Below are 19,133 nucleotides of genomic sequence, written 5' to 3' on the forward strand. Positions count from 1 at the left end.
TTCTAATAAAGTAAGAAAAGCCCTTCATAACCGCCAATTTCTATTTCACTCACATAGTCACCAACGTTACCGCTAGCATCAACAGGTTTCATTGGAACATCCAGCGTAATGGTGAGTTTTGACGCTTCATAAAAGCTCGGATTCTTACCGTGGAAATCCGTGCGATACAACACACGACCATTGCTGAACTCTCTCGCTAACACCATGTCCTCAGGACCACCAGCAACCACCTGATTTTCAGATTGATACATAAAGTACGTGAACGTCGGTAGAACGTGAGTCATGCCATTGGGCAGATCAGCATGCACCATTTCGTTCATCGAGGAATCGCCAACGATGGTGTAGTCAGCGGGCTGAGGTGTCGTTGTCGAAAGCATCAAAGGAATCGGCTCAAAGCCTTGTGGGATGTGATGACTCGGCTCTCCCAAATCAACGGCCAATAAAGAACTGGGTTGGTAGGCGATGTTTTTAGGGACACCACTTTGCCAGAAAGTGTCAGCCGTCGTATTGCCACTTCCATAGACGTAACCATTGTTCCACTGATTGAAATAGCTATGTTGAGAATGTCGATTGAGGTGGTAGATCGCTAGGGTCGAGTATTGGTCTTGCTTCCAATTCTCTTCACTATTTCCAAGATACTGAACTCGCCCATAACGCGTTGTCGCCTGAAAAATAACACTTTGTCCATTATAGGCGAGCGCAGAATTATCCCAGAATTTAGAGATCCCTGAGTAACCACTAAAGCCAGTAGACGGAAAAATGTAGTGCTCGCGTAAATACAGAGATCCCGCCTCGCTAAGATGAGACTGTCCATTTCGACCCAGTAAGTTCGCGGTTCCGATATTCAACCCAATCGACGCATCACTTTCTAAAGCAGATAGATTTTTCAGAAACGCTGAAAATTGTTGCTTATAGAGATCATCCGCTTGATTAGAACCCGCAACTGCTCCTAACTCTTGAACATGCCCGCCAGAATGAACATAGAACTGGTTCGAACCAATAAGTTTATTTGTGTCGTCGTTGTACGCACCATTCAAACCTTGGCTTGCCCAACTTTGCTTGTAGTAGCGATGAATGGCAGATAGATAATCCGCGTTTGCGACGTTTGTTAGCGACCAAGATGAGTTAGCGCTCCACATTCGACCAAATGGCACCACTCTTGATTCCCAACGAAAACGCGCTGTTGCGTTCTTATTGGTTCGATTTCGATACTCGCTTGGCGACAAGTAGTTATCGCCATCTAGGTCTGCAGACACATCAAAACCGCGGATTTTTCGCCATTGGCTGATAGCATTGCCGTCCGGTGTTGTAGTCGGAGCGTCGGTTAACTTGACGGTTGGAAAACTGTTCTTGAGTTTCACTTCTTTTAAACGCGGCCTGTCGTCGGCGTTCTCACTTTGCCAACGAACTCTTACAACGTATAAGCGCCCGCCATCTCTCAAAAAAGTTGAACCAAAATACTGGCCGCCACCATAGCTCGCACCACTGCCATCATGAGTTGTGGCTCTTACCCAGTTATCCGGAAGGTTCCAAATCACCGATTGGTTTTTGGTCATGCTGAGCGTTTTGTCTTTCTTTACATCAAGCCTTTCCCATTGTGAAACCCTACCCTGAGAATCAATAGCCGTTGGGTATTCAATCCAAAATTCGCCGCTGCCAGCAAACTGTGAGAACTTAAAGGTCAGCCGTTCGAACTGCTCAGCATGATAGACATACAAAGCCCCACCCTGTTCGAAATTCTCAAACACATCGGCATCCCACGGAGGCTCTTGATACAGCCAAAAGCCAGCATGGTCTTCACTGGCTGTATAACCCAAGATCATAGGTTTTCGGTTTAAAAGAGTCTTTTCGCCGTGAGTTTTATCAACTTCGGCAATGACAGTATCTTCAGAAAAGTGCAGGAAATAGTCTTCGAAATTGAGGCCTTCTAACTCAGCTTGGCTACGGAGATCGTTCTCCAACCAACCCGAGTTCATCGCCATGACTTGGTTGTACATATAACCAATTGTCGTGGCCCGCTCATTGTCAGCTTTGTCGGCATAAGCTCCGAACACAATATCACTGTTGGAAATTTCCCAATCAATGACGGCATTCGCAGATAGTGGGGAGCCCGATAGATCAACACCAACTTCATGTTGCCCTGGCAGCACAACCGCTGTACCAACAGCAAAAGCGTAACCAGCGATTAAACATGACGGTATGAGTGCGAGCAGCCCAGAAATGTAGGTTTTCATGATTCAAATTTCCTAATCGATACTGTCATGCCTTAAATCACAAGACGAAAAGTCAGCCAACTTACGTGTCAATTTAGGAATCAAAATACGAAAAAAGTATCGACTACATGGCTCTATTGTTCAAGTGCTCGTCTGTCTTGTTTCATCGGTGGCAAGTAAAACGAGCAAATGCCGATTCAAAATCAATGCATTAAGGAAAAGATAAGTTTTTGTGATTTTAATTTTATTTGGAAACCAAGTATCTCCGGCTAACGAGAAATCAGCTCAGATTTTCTCAAAATGAGAATAATACGGTTTGGAAGATGAGAAGTTATCAGAGCCTAGAACTCAGAATAGGACTTGGATTTGCTGTATCGAATCTCAGTTTGAGCGCCACACTATTGAAACTCAATTTGGATAGGCTGTCTAAACAAGAACGATGACAACGCACCTTAAAGCCTCTTGTTCCACTTCCCTTGGTGGTCACGGTCGCAATTTTCTTGTGTATCGTAACTAACATGCTTATCGATATTCTTCAGTTGAATCCCAACTTGATTGAACGCGTGTTGGATAGCCCCAGAGGCACTCTGTTGACCTTCGCCACTTAAGAAGTTCGTTCTATCCTGATTGGTATCGAATACACAGACAATTTTCAAACTTTGCGGAAAAGATGAGAAGTTGACCGAGTGAGTCACCCATAAAAAACCATCGAAGCCTTTCAGCGTGTCTTCACAAACGTCAGTTAACACGTCTCTGATTTGATTTTCGATTTTCTTATCTGATTTACGCATACGGAAAGCTTCCTATTTAACACCTTAAAAAATAAGGTTTTTCAGTCAATATTGTTTGAACGACATTGGACACTGTGACTGTTTCAAATGCAAAGTATTTATTGGGAGAGTCGACTAGAAGATATAGAGGAAACGCCTCATGTTTGATAGCTTACGAGGCAATCAAACATGAGGCGAATATAGAATTTACGAAGATGTTAGCTCGCCGCTTGTTCCCAATCAGTCAGTAGCTTCATGATCACGCGAGAGTCTTGGTGGCTCGCCATTGGCGCAGCAAGCTGTGTCTTACCTTGCTCAACCGCTTGGCGGATATTGCGCACTTGATAATGGAAGCCATCGCCTTGCGCTTCGACTTTCACTTCACGTGTCGACGTCTCATAGATCTCTACCGTAAACGTGTTTTCTGCAGTCGGTAACCATGGGTTGGTATCTAGCGTAATACATCCTTTGCTGCCTAGGATCGTAAAGCCGTGCTTTAAACCGTGGTCTTCTGCAGTATGGATTTGCGCGGTAAAGCGGTCGTTGAAACGCATCATCGCCGACGACTCACAGATATTGTCATCTTCGCCTCGTCGACCGATTGCTGATATCTGCACATCATCGAACACACTCTCACCAAATTGCTGCTGCGCGACAGAGTGAATCAGCGACATTGGGTAGCAGCCAAGGTTGTATAGCGCGCCTTTACTTGCTGGGTTCACGAACTGATCAATCGCCGCAACGTAGGAACCTTGAATTGAGCGCACTTCGCCAATCTCACCGGTCGCTAGTTCTTGATGAAGCTTGGTGATAAGTGGATGGTTTAAATACATCAGACCTTCAGCAAAGAATACGCCCGCTTCTTTCACGGCTAGTAAAGCTTGCTCGGTTTTTTCCATATCTACCGACAGAGACTTCTCACACAAGATCGCTTTGCCTTTTTGAGCTGCTTTAATCACATACTCATGATGGACATGGTTTGGCAGAGCAATGTAGATAATGTCGACCGACTCATCTTCAATCAAGGCTTCATAGCTGTTGAAGGTTCGTGTTGGTTGGTATTGGGCAGCAAACTCGTTAAGTGTTTTTTCAGTACGACCAGCAACGGCATACAGATCGCTTTGAGCATCGCCTTTAATCGCATCCGCCATTACGCCTGAGATAAAACTGGTTCCTAGGATTCCCCATTTCATGTCTTAGATCTCCTGTTCTTGTGCTTTGATAGGCCCACGTTGCGTTTCGAATGCTTGCACTAATTCCGTAATATCACGCTCGATAAACGCTTGGGTATGAGGCATCACAAAGTGCTGATTAATCGCCTCGCGGTTTGCGTATTGCTCAAGCAAGATCACACGATCGCTTTGGCTTTGATCATAGGTTGCAATAGCTTGCAGGCAGCCCGGCTCGCTTTGCATGTCTAAACAAAACTGTTCGATAGCTTCGATCGCAGCAGCTCGCTCAATGTTGGTTTTGATCTTAAGTTCGGCAGTAACAAAGATGGTTTCATTCGTTTGAGGCATTTCACGCTCTTATTTTAGTTAATTATCGGTTTGCCATTAATATAATTAACCCCTAATAATTGATAAACTCGCGTTTTGTTTATTGTTTATCAACCAAGAGTGTTCAATGGATAAGTTAACTAGCATGAAAGTCTTCGTCTACGTAGTGGAACAGGGCAGCTTTCGTAGCGCCGCAAACCACTTCAACCTGTCGGCGACCATGATAAGTAAACATGTCCATTCCTTAGAAGCCAGTTTGAAGTCTCAGCTGATCCACCGCACCACGCGTAAGCAGTCTTTAACTGATTCAGGTCAGCTTTATTATCGAGAATGTAAGCGAATTCTCGAAGACATCAGCAATGCAGAGAACCTGATTCAAACCTTGGAAAACCAACCGCAAGGCACAGTAAAGATTAACTGCCCCGTCACCTACGGCAACAAGGTACTTGCCCCTATCGTAGCTAAGTTTCTCGCGCATCACCCAACCATTAACGTTGAGCTGATGTTGAATAATGACCTTGTTGATCCTTATTCATCTGACATTGATCTAATTGTGCGAATTGGTGACCTATCTGATTCAAGCTTGGTCGCAAGGTATTTAGGGGGTTATGAAATGTGTTATTGCGCGGCGCCCGATTATCTTAACCAGCATGCTGATATCAGAGTATTAGAAGACTTAGCGCAGCACCCGTCGCTTGGGTTCAGTTACAGCAGCCAAGCTCCTCACGCTACACCGAATAAAGAACGTGTGCGCTTGATGTCGAATAATGGTGATGTGTTGCGATATGCCGCTCTACAAGGCGTAGGTGTGTTGTTACAGCCGACTATCTTAGTTGCCGAAGAAATTGAGCGTGGGATGCTATTGGAGATCTTGCCCGGCATGGCGCCGTTACCAAAGCCTATTCACTTGCTCTACAAAACTAAGCAACTTTCTTTAAAGAACCGAACTTTTGTCGAATTTTTATTAGCCGCTCTTTCTGAGTAACTAACCACTTTCTAAACAACAAAGACCGCTAGACTGTTTGCCAATGGCTCATCAAGCGTTTACCAAGCTCAGAAGGTGTGGTGTTATGGACGATCATCTCATCACATTGGTTGAACACCATGAAGTGTTTAAGTTCTTCGCACAAAGCGTGAATCAATGACTCATGACTTTTAACTTTGTCTTCAACAACCAAGTTACGAATATTGAGTAAACGGGTCTTCCTATCGACCTTACAATCCATTCGCGCCACCAGCTTACCTTGCCACAGAATCGGCAAACTAAAGTAACCAAACTGACGCTTGGCCTCTGGCACATAGCACTCAAGGAGGTAGTCAAAGTTGAACAATGATTGCATTCGCTTTCGTTGAATCAACAGATTATCAAACGGAGACAGTATCTTTAGCTTGGTTCTGGAAAGGGGTTGATTCAACAACTCAAACGCATCAGGCAGGACATAGTAATCAGAGCCTTGAATCTCTACTTTCAGAACCTGCTTATCTTCAAGCATCTGTTGGAGTGTTTTCTGAATCAGAGGCTTAGTGTTCTTAAGTAGGTAACTCATTTCCGACGCTATTCCAACTCCGTTAGCCTCTAAATAACGTGTTATCAGATGCTCGATGTACTCTTGTTCTGTCGGTTCAGAGGTATCAATTCCGCTCGGTAAAACTCGCTCGGTTAGGTCATACACCTTATGAAAATTCACTCGGCTTGGCACCATTAAGTCACCTTGCATGAACAATGTTTCTAATGCTTGCTTGGCCGGTTTACCGCCCCAACCGCCGGGGTTTGGCCTATCCCCTTCAAAATCTTTCGCCATCAACGGCCCTTCATTCTCAATACGTTTGAGAACATGAGCCATCAGTGCGTCATCCTTTTTATACCAATGCTTTAGCTTACCGCTCGCAAAGCCATTCTTGCGATGTAGGCTGAATCGAAAGTCACGCATGGGTAAATACGCGGCGGCATGCGACCAATACTCAAACACCTCTCGACGCTCTAGCAGCTTGTCGAGATGATCAAGTTTGTAGTCTTGATTGCGATTCCACAACGTATGATGGTGTGCTCGCTGAATCACAGAGATGGTATCAATTTGCACATAGCCAAGGTTTTCAATCGCAGACAACGTGTTCGCCAAAGCGCCACTATTACGTTGCTTTTTAGGGGGTAATTTCTTAGGCGGCAGCTTTTGCGATAGCAATACCAGTTTTTGCGCTTGAGCGAGTGACAATGATTCCATGAAATTCAGACTCTAATTGATACCAATGACCCGTTTATGATTCAGCAAGAAGCTCTTGAAGAATCTGCTTGTAGGTTTCTACCGTCTGAGCGCCCGTTACTGCACTCTTACGATTGAACACCACAGTAGGAACTGCAGAGATCCCCATGCGTTGCCATTCAAACTCTTGCGCTTCAATTTGCTTCAAGTTGTCGGTGTTCTTTAGGCGCTTCAGTGCCTTCGTTGAGTTTAGCCCAACCGCTTGAAGTTCTTGTGCCATGACTTCAAGGTCAGACAGGTCTTTCTGCTCTGTGAAGTGAGCAGTAAAGAAGCGTAGCTTTAACTCAGTCTGTTTACCGTGCGCTAGTGCAAAATCCAGTAGCACATGCAGGTGACGTGAATTGACCATTCTCATGCTGTCATAGAAGTTGAAATCGAAACCAACCGCTTTGCCACGCGCCGCAAGCTGTTCACGTGAACGTTGGCTCTCTTCTGCGCTAGAACCATATTTTCTCATGATATGGTCACGCAGGTTTTCGCCCTCTTGCGGCATATCAGGATTAAGCTCAAACGGCTGCCATTCAAGTTCAATCTGTTGTTCTAAGTCAAGCTCTGAAACGGCTTGCTCTAGATTTTTGTAGCCGACCACGCACCAAGGGCACATCACGTCAGAAATAATATCAAGTTGAAGTTTCTTGCTCATAGTCATTCCAAATATCGTTACTAATGCGTATCCAATACAAAGTGAATACTCACCTTTCCTACTAGATTATCGTTCTACAACAGATTACAACAAACTGAACAATCGTTCAAATATCGGTATCTTCCCTCCAGAATAACTCCAACTTCTCTCAATCAACCTTTGACTTAAAGTTAACTTTAAGTTGTAGAGTTATGCAAAACAGAGACTATGAGACAACGATATGAAGAGAAAAACACCACCCTACCTTACCGGACGCTTCTTTGATGGCATCAGCTCAGGGCTGTTTATGTTAGCACTGCCTTGGTTAATGCTAGCGACACCTAACATGGGGACTTTTGTCGCGCTGACCGCCCTGCTTTGTACCGTTACAACTTTTCTAATAACCCCGTATTTTTCTGCGTTGATCGACCGCCATTCTCGTAAACACATTCTGATCATCGCGCAGATAATTCAAGCTTCAACCGCATTTACTGTCGCTGCTATATACTGGTTCGGATTTGGTTCGATTATGGTGTTAGGCGCAGCTCAGCTGATTTTTTGGGTCTCGAGTAGCCTTGCATGGCACACCAACAACGCCTTTACGCAAGAGAATTACGATCACCACGAATACGCCAAAATCTCGAGCCACCAAGAAATTATTCTGCAGTCGACAACATTAGGTGCAGGGGCTTTGGGCGTTGTGCTATTAGAACAATGGAGCATCAATGAGTTTGCAATTTTTGCAGGTATTGCTTCCACTATTTCAGCTATCAGTTACCTAATGACTCCCTACAGAAGACGAATCAAGGACAGCGTAAACACACCTTTCAAGCAGCAGCTAATCGAGATTAAGGATGTATTTGCTCAGTCACCACAATTCTACGGATTCCTGATTGTTTCTTGTCTCTCATATCCGATGATGACTTTTTTAAGTCGATTGGTTCCTATCTGGTTTTCAGAGCTCAATGTGACCGGAGATTGGCTCGCGCTTTACAACATCTCACTCGGCATAGGTGCACTGATCATTGGCGTGTCTTTACCATTAATTCTAAAGTCCGCTTCCCACAAAACAATCATCCAAATAGCCATGGTGATTATCGCCGTCTCTTTACTGCTCATGAGCCAAGTAGAAAACCCAGCATATATCATTGTGCTGACATTCATCTTCGGGGCATTCAACGCGCTCAATAGAATCGCACGTACCAATTGGATGCACCACGCGGTGGCAATGAAACAGCGAGGAAGAGTGGATGGAGGGCTAGCCCTATTCGCCACACTTACACAAAGCCTAAGCTATGTGTTGATTGCGGTATTGGCGCACGCAGATGCCATTGTGTATGGTTTTACCATTGCAGGAATTGTGGTTCTAGCTGCTACATTTTGGATGAGTAAACTTGGTAAACAAATCAAACCTGAATGCACGTTGGCCAATCAATGTTAAGACGGATTATAAATTTCAGGCTCAGCAACAAAAAAGCCAACTCCTATTACCGAGTTGGCTTTCATCAAAACCTGTTGGAGCTAAAGAGCGTTACGCTAGCAGCTTCTCAAGCACTTGGAATACACCTGCATCGACGTTACTTGGCGCGCCAAAACGAGCAATCTCTTTCAGCTTAGGATGTGCGTTTTCCATCGCGTAAGAGTGGTAGCTCTCTTTAAGCATTTCCAAGTCATTCAGGTAGTCACCAAAACTCATGGTCTGTTCGTAAGTGAAGCCAAGTGTGTTTTGTAGGTGTTTAATCGCCGCGCCTTTTGATGCCTCAGCGTTCATCACATCCAACCAAATTTTCGCACTGACAACCACTTGGTAGTTCTCACCAAACTTGGCATTGATGCTCGGGTTCACTTTCTCTTGTGAACCGTCAAAGTGACAGATAGCGACCTTGATGAAATCGTCTTCTACCGCCAGTAAGTCTTCTACTTGCTCACGGCGGTGGTAGTACTTAGAGATCTCCGCTAGAGCACGCTCATCTTTGGTTTCAATGTACGCCGATTTCTTACCACATAGCACCACATGCGCGCCTTCAATAGCACGCGCTTCTTTAATGATCTCTTTGATGGCATCTGTATCTAGCAAGCAACTGTAAAGTTCTTGGCCTTTGTGCATCACCAATGTGCCGTTTTCAGCAACGAACATCATGCGATCTTTAAGTGGAGCAAAGGTTTCCATCAGGCTGTAGTACTGACGACCCGATGCCGCAGCAAAAATAATGTCTTGAGCTTCTAAGCGCTCATAAAGATTGAAAAATTCTGGGTCTAACTTTCCGTGTTCATTAAGCAGAGTGCCGTCCATATCAGCAGCGATAAATTTGATGTTCTGTTGTGGCATTTCAGAGCTTACCTATAAGTAAATATTAAAGTGTAAATTATGATTCTTCGTTATCTTGTGTAACGGTTCTACGTTCGATTATATCGCTAGAGTAGCCAGTGAATGCAACGCTTTTCGGTTGATTTCTTTGTTTAAATCTAAGATCTTGTTTATGCGCAATAAGGGGGTGAAAACAAATAAGAAAGCGAGTATCAGCTTAACTAAAACGAATAATTTAATATGCCAATTTAAGCCGACTTTTAAATTTCGCGTTGACCAATAAAAGAAATAGGCTTACTATCAATCGTCTTTTAACGATTAGTAGTAAGTGAGTCCATTAAGTATGACTGCAACATGCCAAGCAACAGATAGCTGTTCTCTACCTCTTCCGCCGAGTAATGCTGAAGCAGAAAAAGAGATGGCTGCGTTAGCAAAAGCACTCGCTCATCCAGCGAGGATTCGCATACTTAGTATCTTGTCCGCTTTAGAAAAATCGGGCGGCTGCTTGAACAGTGATCTGGTGAGTGAATTGGGTTTAGCTCAATCAACCGTATCAGAGCACTTAAGAATATTGAAAGCCTCAGGTTTTATTACGGCTGAGTCGATTCCGCCGAAGATGTGTTACCGCATCGACCGCGACAATATTCAACGCTTCGAATCGGTATTTAGCAGCATTTTAAAATAGAAGTTCACGCTTGAATGATCGGCTTTAGTGGCCTTTACTTTTAAGCGTGTTTTTTTGCCACAACCAATCGTTTTTCGACGATTTGCGATATCAACAAAGAGAGATTATCATGAAACCAAAGTTAGGTTTTCTAGATCGCTACTTAACACTGTGGATCTTTATTGCCATGGGTCTTGGTGTATTGCTTGGCACCCTATTCCCACAGATCGAGCAGTGGAACGAATCTATGTCTGTTGGTACCACCAACATTCCGCTTGCGATTGGCCTTATCTTAATGATGTACCCACCTCTGGCTAAGGTTAACTACAACCTGCTCGGCACCGTGGTAAAAGATAAGAAAGCGATCAAGCTATCTTTGATCATGAACTGGCTTGTTGGCCCAATTCTGATGTTCGTATTGGCACTGACTTTCTTGGGTGACCACCCAGGTTACATGGTCGGCGTGATTCTGATTGGTCTTGCTCGTTGTGTGGCGATGGTTCTGGTTTGGAACGACATCGGCGGCGGTAACAAAGAGTACGGCGCGGCATTGGTTGCTCTAAACAGTGCATTCCAAGTGGTGAGCTACAGCTTTATGGCGTGGTTGTTCATCAGCGTTCTTCCACCAGTATTTGGTTACGAAGGCATGTTGGTTGATATCTCGATGATCGACATTGCACACAGTGTGCTTATCTACCTAGGTATCCCATTCTTAGCGGGCTTCCTAAGCCGTAAGATCCTTGTGTCGATGAAAGGCGAGCAGTGGTACAACGATGTGTTTATTCCACGTATCTCTCCAATCACACTGATTGCACTACTGGCAACCATCGTTCTGATGTTCAGCCTAAAAGGCGAGATGATTGTAGAACTGCCAATGGACGTATTGTTGATTGCGGTTCCACTGACTATCTACTTCACAGCGATGTTCTTCATCAGCTTCTTCATTGGTAAGAAGATGGGTATTGAATACGACAAGAACGCATCAATTGCATTCACAGCGACAGGTAACAACTTCGAGCTAGCGATTGCCGTTGCTATCTCAGTATTCGGTATCAACTCAGACCAAGCGTTTGCAGGTGTTATCGGTCCACTGATTGAAGTACCTGTGTTGATTTACCTAGTGAACGTGGCGCTTAAGATGAAAGACAAGTACTACAACGGTCAGACGGTTAAACCTAGCGTCTAGGATCTCCATCTAGCCCACACAAAAATCAGTATCACTTTGAACAGAAAGGCTCACACGTTAAACGGTGAGCCTTTCTTTTGTTAAGTTTCATCCAATTCAAGTCTCGTCCAATTTACGCTTCGTCTAGTAAGCCTTTCAAAGCTTGTTCAAGCCAAAGCAAAGCAGGGCCTTTTGAGCGTGTTTTAGACAGAACAAGATCAACGGGCGGCGACCATGTTTTGTGATCGAATGAGACATTAATTTCCACTAAACGCTGTTTATTCAGCTCCTCTTCGACAAGGTGTTTGGGTAAGTATGCCCACCCAATATCGCTGCCGAGCACCATCTCTTTGATAACAATAAAGCTGTTTGACCACCATACCTTTCCGGCAATCAGTGGAAATTGATCCATCACCTTACCTTTATCTCCCCTCAACATTAGCTGACGATGCGGGAGCAAATCAGAGAGTTTCGCCACACCTGTTTTTGCGAGCGAATGACTTGGATGACACACAGCAATAAACGGTAAGTGACCGATAAAGCAAGGCTCAGAACCGACATCAAAAGCCAAGTTAGTAAACATTAATCCAATGTCGGCCCTCTCTTCGATAATTAACGGATTGACCTCTGTCGTGGTACACGCAACCAGTTCCACTTCAGTCGCAGGGAATTGTTGACTGAACTGACTAAGGATCTTAGATAGGTTCGGAACCAGCAATGAATCATCTAATGCAATTTTGATGAGCCCCTCTTCTCCGCTACCCATCGCACTAACCGTCACATTCAGATCTTCAACCTGAAGCACGATTGCTTTCACCTGTTTAAATAACTGCTCGCCCGCTTTGGTTAGTGAAGGCTTTCGAGTCGAACGATCAAAAAGCTCAACATTAAAATCTATTTCAAGATTACTGATGCCTTGGCTCACCGCCGACTGCACCTTACCCAATTGACGAGCACTGGCAGAAAATGACCCTAATTCAACGGCATACACAAACATTTTCAGCTGTTCAATGTTGTACATTCGGTTTCTCCCAAAACTTACTATCACCATATGTGATGATAAACATCTTTATATTATCACTTAAGTAGATATTATCTAGCCAAGTCATTAGCCCATCGGCGGCTATTTAATCGTAAAGAGAGTTAGAAAAATGTCACATAAAGAACGCATGTTGCACATGGTGCTATTTGAATTGGTTGCTTTGGTTTTGATGGCAGGGCTTGCAACCTATGTTACAGGAAATGGCGCAGGTGAAATGGCAGGCTTAGCGCTCGCAATATCATTGATAGCGATGGCTTGGAACTACGTTTACAACTATGGATACGACAAAATTTACGGAACAGACAGAAGCAAAAGAACCACGAAAACACGTATCCTGCACGGATTAGGTTTTGAACTTGGCTTGATGACAGTGACTCTGCCTGTCTTGATGTGGGTTCTACAACTCGACTTCCTAACCGTACTGATCATGGACATCGGCCTAGTGATTTTCTTCGTACTTTACGCGATTGCGTTCAACTGGGCATATGACTCGGTTCGAGATCAATTGGTAGCGAAAGGAAAAGTGGCAGCTCTGGTTTAGAGCTGTATCCATTGAAATAAAAAGGGGCTAACTGGTAATCAGTCATCGTAAAAAGGAGAATAAATACGATGACCACATAAGCATAGACGGACGGGTCACATATCAGTTAGCCCATGAGTTTACTCTAACAATCTAAGCTGTCATGCGCCTGACATGACAGCAGTTAAGTTTCGATGAATCAGTGAGTGATGTAGGGGAAACCAATCACTCACCGATTTATTAGCTCACCATGAACAGAGGCACGTTGGTTTTACTTAATAATCTTCTGGTAACGCCACCCAGCATCTGTTGATGCATCTTCTTATGCGCAAGCGCGCCAGCCACTATCAAGTCAGCATGAAACTGCTCTGCATGAGCAAGGATCGCTTGAGGCGTTTTGATTCTGCCCTCTTTAAACGAAATACACTCCACTTCGATGTTATGCAGCCCCAAATAACGCTTTAAATCTTGTTGGTTAGGCTTTTTGTTGAGTGAACGCTCACTGGTTACCACCACGATGTTCTTTGCTTTTCTAAGCAATGGCATAGCTGCTTTCACAGCCCTCGCACCCGGATCATCTCCATTCCAAGCAATCATAATGCATTCTGGGTTAAAGCTTTTTTGCTCACGAGGCATCAGCAAAATGGGGCGACTGCCATGTTCTATCGCCACGTCAAAACTCACGCTACTTTTGCCATTAAGCGGTTTAGGGATAATGATTAAGTCAGACACCTTACCACGCTCAGAGACTACATCTGCTCGATAACCCGTTAGATTATGCCATTGAGCACTCACGTGTTTATTGGCCTCATTCATCACTAGGTTATCACTGTCACACAGCGGTACTTCGAGCTTGTCGCACAAGGTAGTGAACTCAAGTTCAGACTGGTTCATGTCTTCTGCAACGTAGTTATTCACCAACTGGTCGATGCGGCTTAACCACTTACTCGGTAACAGTTGACGCTCTTCTGGCATCAACTGCTGTGGGCTAATTTGAGCGTGTAACACATCCAAATGTGCACCAAAATATTGTGCAATGCTCAGCGCGCCTTCTAACCTTTCAGCGGAGTTTGCCGTAGAAGCGAAGGGCATAATAATCGTTCGAATCGTCATAATTACTTTCCTTCTATTATCCAATTGGCCAAGGCAGATTAACGGTTTCTTGTAGCAAGCCAATCGGCAAATCCAATACCATTAGGTGAGTCAAACCCAGTAAGAAACCGGTGGCAGCAACGGTAACCGATGCTGAACGCATCAAGCTCAACCCTGCTTTACTCATCAAGAACAAACAGAAGAACGCACTGATAGAAATCACATAACCCACAAAGTAGCAACCAAGGATCAATGCGCCTAGCCAGTACAGGTAGTGCATCATGCTGATACTGTTGGTATCAAAGGCGTACCCTTGCTCATACTCATTATCGAAATAGACAGCATCGCCTTCTGGTTTGGTCAGCAGTTGGAATAGCACCACAGCGGATAACACCCACATAATGCTGGCAATGATAATAGTGAACACACCACCTAAGAAGCTCTGTTGGTAGCCATCATAAATGCCATACATAAACGCGATATTGACCAAAGCAGCGAAGATAACTTGAGGCTTACGGTTACTGATTCTTACTGAAGGTTGAACCGTTTCGGTCGAAGTGTCTTGTGCTTCACTTTGCTTGTTTTTCTTCACGCTTTGACGCCACATGAAGAACAAAGAGAAAATTGTCAGCGCACCAATGATCATCACGCCAGGGCGTAGTAAGAACGCAACACCATCAAACTGCACAGCTTGATACAGGTAGGTTTCCATACCATTGGCCAGTACAAAACCAATCAAAAATGCAGGGCGAGGCCAGTCGAAACGCTTCATCAGCACACCCAACGTACCTATGCTTAATAGCGTGACTAAGTCGCCAAGGTCGCGTGTTGCTTGGAATGCCGCAAAGCAGATCACCATCACCATGAATGGAGCAAGCAAGGTGTAGCGAACCGTGGTCAGCCTAGCGACCCAAGGTGAAATCAGCATACAAGCGCCCGCACCGAACACGTTCGCTAATGCCAAAGACCACACGATAGTGTAAGTAATATCAAGGTCAGTACTCACCAACGCAGGGCCCGGTTCTAAGCCCACCAACACCATGCCACCGAGGAATACCGCCATGCTGCCAGAACCCGGAATACCAAATAACAGCGTAGGGACTAAACCACCGCCCTCTTTCGCATTATTCGACGATTCAGGGGCAATTACACCACGCACATCGCCTTTACCGAATTCAGGATCTTTCTTGGTCGTTTGCACCGCATGACCATAAGCGATCCAGTCCACTACGCTGCCACCAAGGCCGGGAAGTGCACCAACAATACAGCCGATCACGCTACAGCGCACTGCGAGCCATTTGTTTTCCAAGAAGTCACGAACGCCCGCAGACCAACCCTTGCCAAGTTTACTAGCATTGGCGATTGGCTTATTTTGACGAAGCAGATCAATAATCTCAGGAAGCGCAAAAATACCTAAGCCAACGACAACCAGAGGAATGCCATCCATTAGGTAGAAGTTGTCAAAGGTCATTCGATATTCGCCAGTTGCAGGAGCACTACCGACACTGCCAAGCAATACGCCCATGCCACACGCCGACAAGCCTTTTACCAAGCTCTTACCTGCCAGCGCGCCGACCATGCTCAAACCCAACAAGGTCAGCATGAACAACTCACCAGAACCAAAAGCGAGGATCACAGGTCGAGCGATCAGCACAAAACCCGTAAGTATCACCGCGCCAAACAGACCGCCAAATAGCGATGACGTAAAAGCAGCCGATAACGCACGCGCCGCCTCGCCTTTTTTCGCCATAGGGAAGCCATCAAGCACGGTTGCTTGCGAGCCACTTGAGCCCGGAATACCCATTAATACCGAGGTAAAAGTGTCAGACGTTGGGATAACCGCAACCAAGCCGATAAGCATCGCCAAGGCTGAGATTGGATCCATGCCATATAGGAATGGAAGCAGTAGTGATAAGCCGGCAATACCGCCAAGCCCCGGAAAGATACCAATCGCGAGACCCAGTAACACACCACCTAACATAAAGGTGATGTGCTGGACGCTTAATATGGTTTCCAGTGCAGCAAAGAGTTCGTTAAACATCGTTGAATCCTTTCTATCATGAGACTCACTTTCGCTTCGTTGACCACCGCTTACCTATCCATGGATGTCAAAAGCCCTACGGTTTAATCCGTATAAGCCACATGCTATTGGAGTTTGGCGCTTACTTTTTTACGTAGCGATATAAAAATTACGTACGCTATTGAAATTACGTAACAATATAAAAGTGAGATGAAAAGGCGTGAGCCACGATCTTGCGCCGCGGTCTCACTGCCAGTTAGTACTGAGCGTTGTTAAGACTCATGTTTTCTTGGGCTTCTGGATAGCCTGTTTAGAAACGAGTATTGTAGTTTGTGGTAAGCCAGTTTCTGACCCATTCAAGGTTGCTTTCATCAAGCGACAAGGCAGCGTTTAGCGCTAACTGTGCTTGTTCGCCAGTCAATTGCGGGTAATCACCCAAGACTTCGACTGCGCGTTTTTGAAAATCGGGTTGAGAGACCAACTCAGAAGCCGATGCGCGCCATGCTGCGACTGTCTCTTCTGGTGTCGACTTAGGCACAAAAATCATCTTTTGAGCAGCAAATCCAGCCATGAAGAATGAGCGCCACACTGCGTAGCCTTGAGTCTCAGCCTCTTCTGGGTGGAACATTTGGTAGACCTCAGCGAAGTGCGGAAGCTCAGGGAAGTTAGGGTCACGTTTCAACTTGCCGTCTTCACCCAATACACCGAAGCTAAACAATGGAATCGCTTTACCTTCATTGACTAGCGGTGTCACTTTGTCGATGTAAGATGAGCTAGTTTGAGAATCGATATTCACTTCACCACGCTCAAACGCCAGTCGACCAGCGCCACGCCCTTGCATGCCGAAAATTGCTTGTACCTCCAACCCAAGTAGATCCATGGCTAGCAGTGGTACCAAGTCAATCGAGGTCGCACCTTGGCTCGCGTATTGAAACTTGATTTGGTCTTTCTTATCGAAAAGACCTTGTACGTTCTCGATGCCCGTTTTAGGCGAAACATACACAACGCCGCCAGTTGGGGATGCGAGAATCACGCTCCAATCGTTGTAGTCGTAACGAACTCGGCGATCTTGAAGAAGATAGGGATATTGGGTTGATGCCGAGCTTGCAAAGATGTTGAGGCCGTTGTCTTTCGCACGGCGAGCAAATTGGTTAGCGCCTTTTGTTGAGCCGCCACCCGGGATATTTTTCACCACCACTACTGGATTGCCCGGTAACGATTGAGACAAATAAGGTGCATAGAAACGCCCCCATGTATCGGTACCGCCGCCCTCTTTGTAAGGCATCACAAACTCGACACGCTCACCTTTAAACGAAACCTCTTCGGCTTGTGCGTGATGAGATAATGCCCCCACACCAAGTAGTGTGACCAAGAGTGATTGGCAAACTTTTAACTTAGACAATTTTTGAGTCATAAGAAAAGAACCGTTCGAGAATAACGAACCCTTAGTAGATGGTTGTGTATTGCCGGGTAGTTGTACGTTCAGCATCGTGCCTCCTAATATCCATTTACTGCGTATTGCCTGCAGTTGGACTGTTTTTGTGGTTTCTGACAAATTAGTCGCCGAACCTGTCACCCAACTGACACGCTCCATTTTGATAACAAAAGTGTTACAAAGATCGCCCTTTAAGGCACAAAAACAGAGCAGAGTGCGCTGAATTGGTGCAGAAAATTTCTAGGTTTTACGTGGTTTGGGGGAAAGCGTTTAAAGCTAATAAAATATGAACGTGAGAATAAAAAATCGCCAACCCAAAGGCTAGCGACATGAAATAGCTAATAAAGCAGATTAGATTAGAACGTCGGGTAAACCTGACCTTTGAACAGTGGGCGAGCTGTACGTACCAGCGCTGCTTGGCGAACCGCAGGCTCAACTTCCCCCGGCTCTACTTTGATGTTGACTTGGATTTGTCCACTAGGGTGCTCAATCACAACTGTTTCAGAGTTAATGCCTTGGCTCACTTCATGTGCGACTGTGCCCGGAATCATGCAAGCCGCCGCCACACAAATCCCTCCTGTAACAGCATGACTTGCATGGCAGTTGTGTGGCACAAAGTATCGAGAGGTTATGTGTCCACCATACGTGGGTGGTGATAACAAGGAAACCTTAGGCACCACACTCCCCGTCACATCGCCCATACCCATTAATCGGCCTGCCGCCAATCGGATAGACTCAATGCGTTCTAATAAAGGATCATTTTCATCGAGCTGTTGCTTGGTTTCATTGCCCGTTAAGCCAAGGTCTTGAGCATTAATGTGTACCATAGGCACTGCCGCGTCTAAACAGGTCAATTCGACGCCTTCGACCTCATCACGCACCTTGCCTGTAGGAAATAGCTTGCCTGTTTTCGATCCGCCGACATCTAAGAAATTGAGCAAAACAGGAGAGCCAGTTCCAGGAACACCGTCCACACGCACATCACCGTCATAACGTAAATGGCCATTTGGGCTTTCGGCGGAAACTTCGATAATAGTATTGGTGTTGATGTTTCTGACACGCAACATGGTCGATGGACTGCTTAACTTAACCAAATTATTTTCACTGGCGAACGCCACGATTCCAGAGAGAATATTGCCGCATGAGGGGCGGGTATCGACTTCTTTTTCTTCAACGCCAACTTGAGCAAATAAGTACTCTAAGTCGGTACCTTCTTCTGAAGATTTAGAAACAATGGCGACCTTGCTAGTCAACGTTGTTCCGCCGCCGATGCCATTGATTTGTTGGCCTTCGCCTGAGCCCATAATACGCACGAGCAGTTCATCTCTTTCTTGCTCACTTTCAGGCAAATCACTGGCTAGGAAGTATGCACCTTTCGATGTGCCGCCGCGGATCAACATGCAGGAAATATTCTCATTCATGACCGTTTTCAACCTCTTACTCTTGAAGTGAAAGAGCAAAACCATGCTCATTTGTGGACTTCAAGAGTAAAAAACGAAACTGTCATGCAGCTGACTCGGTG

General features: G+C 45.4%; 17 protein-coding genes. 5 read left to right on the forward strand and 12 right to left on the reverse strand.

The window, feature by feature from the left end; genetic code table 11:
- Window positions 1-2: 2 nt before the first annotated feature.
- The 4 genes from MSG36_RS01170 to MSG36_RS01185 all read right to left on the reverse strand — a co-directional run bounded on the left by MSG36_RS01170 (window position 3) and on the right by MSG36_RS01185 (window position 4,503).
- On the reverse strand, window positions 3-2,234 hold the full coding sequence (locus tag MSG36_RS01170; RefSeq protein WP_248365846.1) for a hypothetical protein: 2,232 nt from the start codon (window positions 2,232-2,234) through the stop codon (window positions 3-5).
- A 431-nt stretch (window positions 2,235-2,665) separates the two neighbouring features.
- Window positions 2,666-3,004: a Fis family transcriptional regulator gene (locus MSG36_RS01175; protein ID WP_065675754.1), complete on the reverse strand. Its 339-nt coding sequence runs from the start codon at window positions 3,002-3,004 to the stop codon at window positions 2,666-2,668.
- Window positions 3,005-3,201: 197 nt separating this feature from the next.
- A complete protein-coding gene (locus MSG36_RS01180) occupies window positions 3,202-4,176 on the reverse strand; it encodes a Gfo/Idh/MocA family oxidoreductase (RefSeq protein WP_248365848.1) in 975 nt (324 codons plus the stop codon).
- A 3-nt stretch (window positions 4,177-4,179) separates the two neighbouring features.
- Window positions 4,180-4,503, reverse strand: a complete 324-nt coding sequence (locus MSG36_RS01185; protein ID WP_059017622.1) for an antibiotic biosynthesis monooxygenase — start codon at window positions 4,501-4,503, stop codon at window positions 4,180-4,182.
- Window positions 4,504-4,609: 106 nt separating this feature from the next.
- Here MSG36_RS01185 and MSG36_RS01190 point away from each other — a divergent pair, with 106 nt between their 5' ends.
- On the forward strand, window positions 4,610-5,467 hold the full coding sequence (locus tag MSG36_RS01190; protein WP_248365850.1) for a LysR substrate-binding domain-containing protein: 858 nt from the start codon (window positions 4,610-4,612) through the stop codon (window positions 5,465-5,467).
- Between the two features lie 28 nt (window positions 5,468-5,495).
- Here MSG36_RS01190 and MSG36_RS01195 read toward each other — a convergent pair whose 3' ends face one another.
- Window positions 5,496-6,704: a crosslink repair DNA glycosylase YcaQ family protein gene (locus MSG36_RS01195; RefSeq protein WP_248365851.1), complete on the reverse strand. Its 1,209-nt coding sequence runs from the start codon at window positions 6,702-6,704 to the stop codon at window positions 5,496-5,498.
- A 34-nt stretch (window positions 6,705-6,738) separates the two neighbouring features.
- Window positions 6,739-7,386: a DsbA family oxidoreductase gene (locus MSG36_RS01200; RefSeq protein WP_248365852.1), complete on the reverse strand. Its 648-nt coding sequence runs from the start codon at window positions 7,384-7,386 to the stop codon at window positions 6,739-6,741.
- A gap of 220 nt (window positions 7,387-7,606) precedes the next feature.
- On the opposite strand from MSG36_RS01200, the gene MSG36_RS01205 reads away from it, so the two are divergent.
- Complete coding sequence (locus tag MSG36_RS01205) at window positions 7,607-8,806, forward strand: MFS transporter (RefSeq protein ID WP_248365853.1); 1,200 nt, start codon at window positions 7,607-7,609, stop codon at window positions 8,804-8,806.
- 90 nt (window positions 8,807-8,896) lie between these two features.
- Here the strand turns inward: MSG36_RS01205 and MSG36_RS01210 are convergent, their stop codons facing one another.
- Complete coding sequence (locus MSG36_RS01210) at window positions 8,897-9,694, reverse strand: Cof-type HAD-IIB family hydrolase (RefSeq protein ID WP_048614472.1); 798 nt, start codon at window positions 9,692-9,694, stop codon at window positions 8,897-8,899.
- Between the two features lie 322 nt (window positions 9,695-10,016).
- Between MSG36_RS01210 and MSG36_RS01215 the strand changes: the two genes are divergently transcribed.
- On the forward strand, window positions 10,017-10,358 hold the full coding sequence (locus tag MSG36_RS01215) for a metalloregulator ArsR/SmtB family transcription factor (protein WP_248365854.1): 342 nt from the start codon (window positions 10,017-10,019) through the stop codon (window positions 10,356-10,358).
- Window positions 10,359-10,467: 109 nt separating this feature from the next.
- A complete protein-coding gene (arsB, locus tag MSG36_RS01220; protein ID WP_017078537.1) occupies window positions 10,468-11,523 on the forward strand; it encodes an ACR3 family arsenite efflux transporter in 1,056 nt (351 codons plus the stop codon).
- 112 nt (window positions 11,524-11,635) lie between these two features.
- Here the strand turns inward: arsB and MSG36_RS01225 are convergent, their stop codons facing one another.
- On the reverse strand, window positions 11,636-12,523 hold the full coding sequence (locus MSG36_RS01225; protein WP_248365855.1) for a LysR family transcriptional regulator: 888 nt from the start codon (window positions 12,521-12,523) through the stop codon (window positions 11,636-11,638).
- A 130-nt stretch (window positions 12,524-12,653) separates the two neighbouring features.
- On the opposite strand from MSG36_RS01225, the gene MSG36_RS01230 reads away from it, so the two are divergent.
- Window positions 12,654-13,085 (forward strand): PACE efflux transporter, encoded by a 432-nt coding sequence (locus tag MSG36_RS01230; RefSeq protein WP_048610473.1) that lies wholly within the window; start codon window positions 12,654-12,656, stop codon window positions 13,083-13,085.
- Between the two features lie 219 nt (window positions 13,086-13,304).
- Here the strand turns inward: MSG36_RS01230 and MSG36_RS01235 are convergent, their stop codons facing one another.
- The 4 genes from MSG36_RS01235 to MSG36_RS01250 all read right to left on the reverse strand — a co-directional run bounded on the left by MSG36_RS01235 (window position 13,305) and on the right by MSG36_RS01250 (window position 19,032).
- Entirely contained in the window at window positions 13,305-14,177 is an 873-nt protein-coding gene (locus MSG36_RS01235) for a universal stress protein (RefSeq protein ID WP_048610471.1), read from the reverse strand.
- 16 nt (window positions 14,178-14,193) lie between these two features.
- On the reverse strand, window positions 14,194-16,197 hold the full coding sequence (locus tag MSG36_RS01240) for a tripartite tricarboxylate transporter permease (protein ID WP_248365856.1): 2,004 nt from the start codon (window positions 16,195-16,197) through the stop codon (window positions 14,194-14,196).
- A 289-nt stretch (window positions 16,198-16,486) separates the two neighbouring features.
- Window positions 16,487-17,665 (reverse strand): tripartite tricarboxylate transporter substrate-binding protein, encoded by a 1,179-nt coding sequence (locus MSG36_RS01245; RefSeq protein WP_248365857.1) that lies wholly within the window; start codon window positions 17,663-17,665, stop codon window positions 16,487-16,489.
- Window positions 17,666-17,967: 302 nt separating this feature from the next.
- Entirely contained in the window at window positions 17,968-19,032 is a 1,065-nt protein-coding gene (locus tag MSG36_RS01250) for a 4-oxalomesaconate tautomerase (RefSeq protein ID WP_157373158.1), read from the reverse strand.
- Window positions 19,033-19,133 lie beyond the last annotated feature (101 nt).

The organism is Vibrio sp. 1CM8B, assembly GCF_023161685.1.
GTDB lineage: Bacteria > Pseudomonadota > Gammaproteobacteria > Enterobacterales > Vibrionaceae > Vibrio > Vibrio coralliirubri.

What these genes read in the sequence shown, in the direction of transcription:
- MSG36_RS01170 (WP_248365846.1), bottom strand. Translation starts at nt 2,234, where the DNA reads ATGAAAACCTACATTTCTGGGCTGCTCGCACTCATACCGTCATGTTTA.
- MSG36_RS01175 (WP_065675754.1), bottom strand. Translation starts at nt 3,004, where the DNA reads ATGCGTAAATCAGATAAGAAAATCGAAAATCAAATCAGAGACGTGTTA.
- MSG36_RS01180 (WP_248365848.1), bottom strand. Translation starts at nt 4,176, where the DNA reads ATGAAATGGGGAATCCTAGGAACCAGTTTTATCTCAGGCGTAATGGCG.
- MSG36_RS01185 (WP_059017622.1), bottom strand. Translation starts at nt 4,503, where the DNA reads ATGCCTCAAACGAATGAAACCATCTTTGTTACTGCCGAACTTAAGATC.
- MSG36_RS01190 (WP_248365850.1), top strand. Translation starts at nt 4,610, where the DNA reads ATGGATAAGTTAACTAGCATGAAAGTCTTCGTCTACGTAGTGGAACAG.
- MSG36_RS01195 (WP_248365851.1), bottom strand. Translation starts at nt 6,704, where the DNA reads ATGGAATCATTGTCACTCGCTCAAGCGCAAAAACTGGTATTGCTATCG.
- MSG36_RS01200 (WP_248365852.1), bottom strand. Translation starts at nt 7,386, where the DNA reads ATGAGCAAGAAACTTCAACTTGATATTATTTCTGACGTGATGTGCCCT.
- MSG36_RS01205 (WP_248365853.1), top strand. Translation starts at nt 7,607, where the DNA reads ATGAAGAGAAAAACACCACCCTACCTTACCGGACGCTTCTTTGATGGC.
- MSG36_RS01210 (WP_048614472.1), bottom strand. Translation starts at nt 9,694, where the DNA reads ATGCCACAACAGAACATCAAATTTATCGCTGCTGATATGGACGGCACT.
- MSG36_RS01215 (WP_248365854.1), top strand. Translation starts at nt 10,017, where the DNA reads ATGACTGCAACATGCCAAGCAACAGATAGCTGTTCTCTACCTCTTCCG.
- arsB (WP_017078537.1), top strand. Translation starts at nt 10,468, where the DNA reads ATGAAACCAAAGTTAGGTTTTCTAGATCGCTACTTAACACTGTGGATC.
- MSG36_RS01225 (WP_248365855.1), bottom strand. Translation starts at nt 12,523, where the DNA reads ATGTACAACATTGAACAGCTGAAAATGTTTGTGTATGCCGTTGAATTA.
- MSG36_RS01230 (WP_048610473.1), top strand. Translation starts at nt 12,654, where the DNA reads ATGTCACATAAAGAACGCATGTTGCACATGGTGCTATTTGAATTGGTT.
- MSG36_RS01235 (WP_048610471.1), bottom strand. Translation starts at nt 14,177, where the DNA reads ATGACGATTCGAACGATTATTATGCCCTTCGCTTCTACGGCAAACTCC.
- MSG36_RS01240 (WP_248365856.1), bottom strand. Translation starts at nt 16,197, where the DNA reads ATGTTTAACGAACTCTTTGCTGCACTGGAAACCATATTAAGCGTCCAG.
- MSG36_RS01245 (WP_248365857.1), bottom strand. Translation starts at nt 17,665, where the DNA reads ATGCTGAACGTACAACTACCCGGCAATACACAACCATCTACTAAGGGT.
- MSG36_RS01250 (WP_157373158.1), bottom strand. Translation starts at nt 19,032, where the DNA reads ATGAATGAGAATATTTCCTGCATGTTGATCCGCGGCGGCACATCGAAA.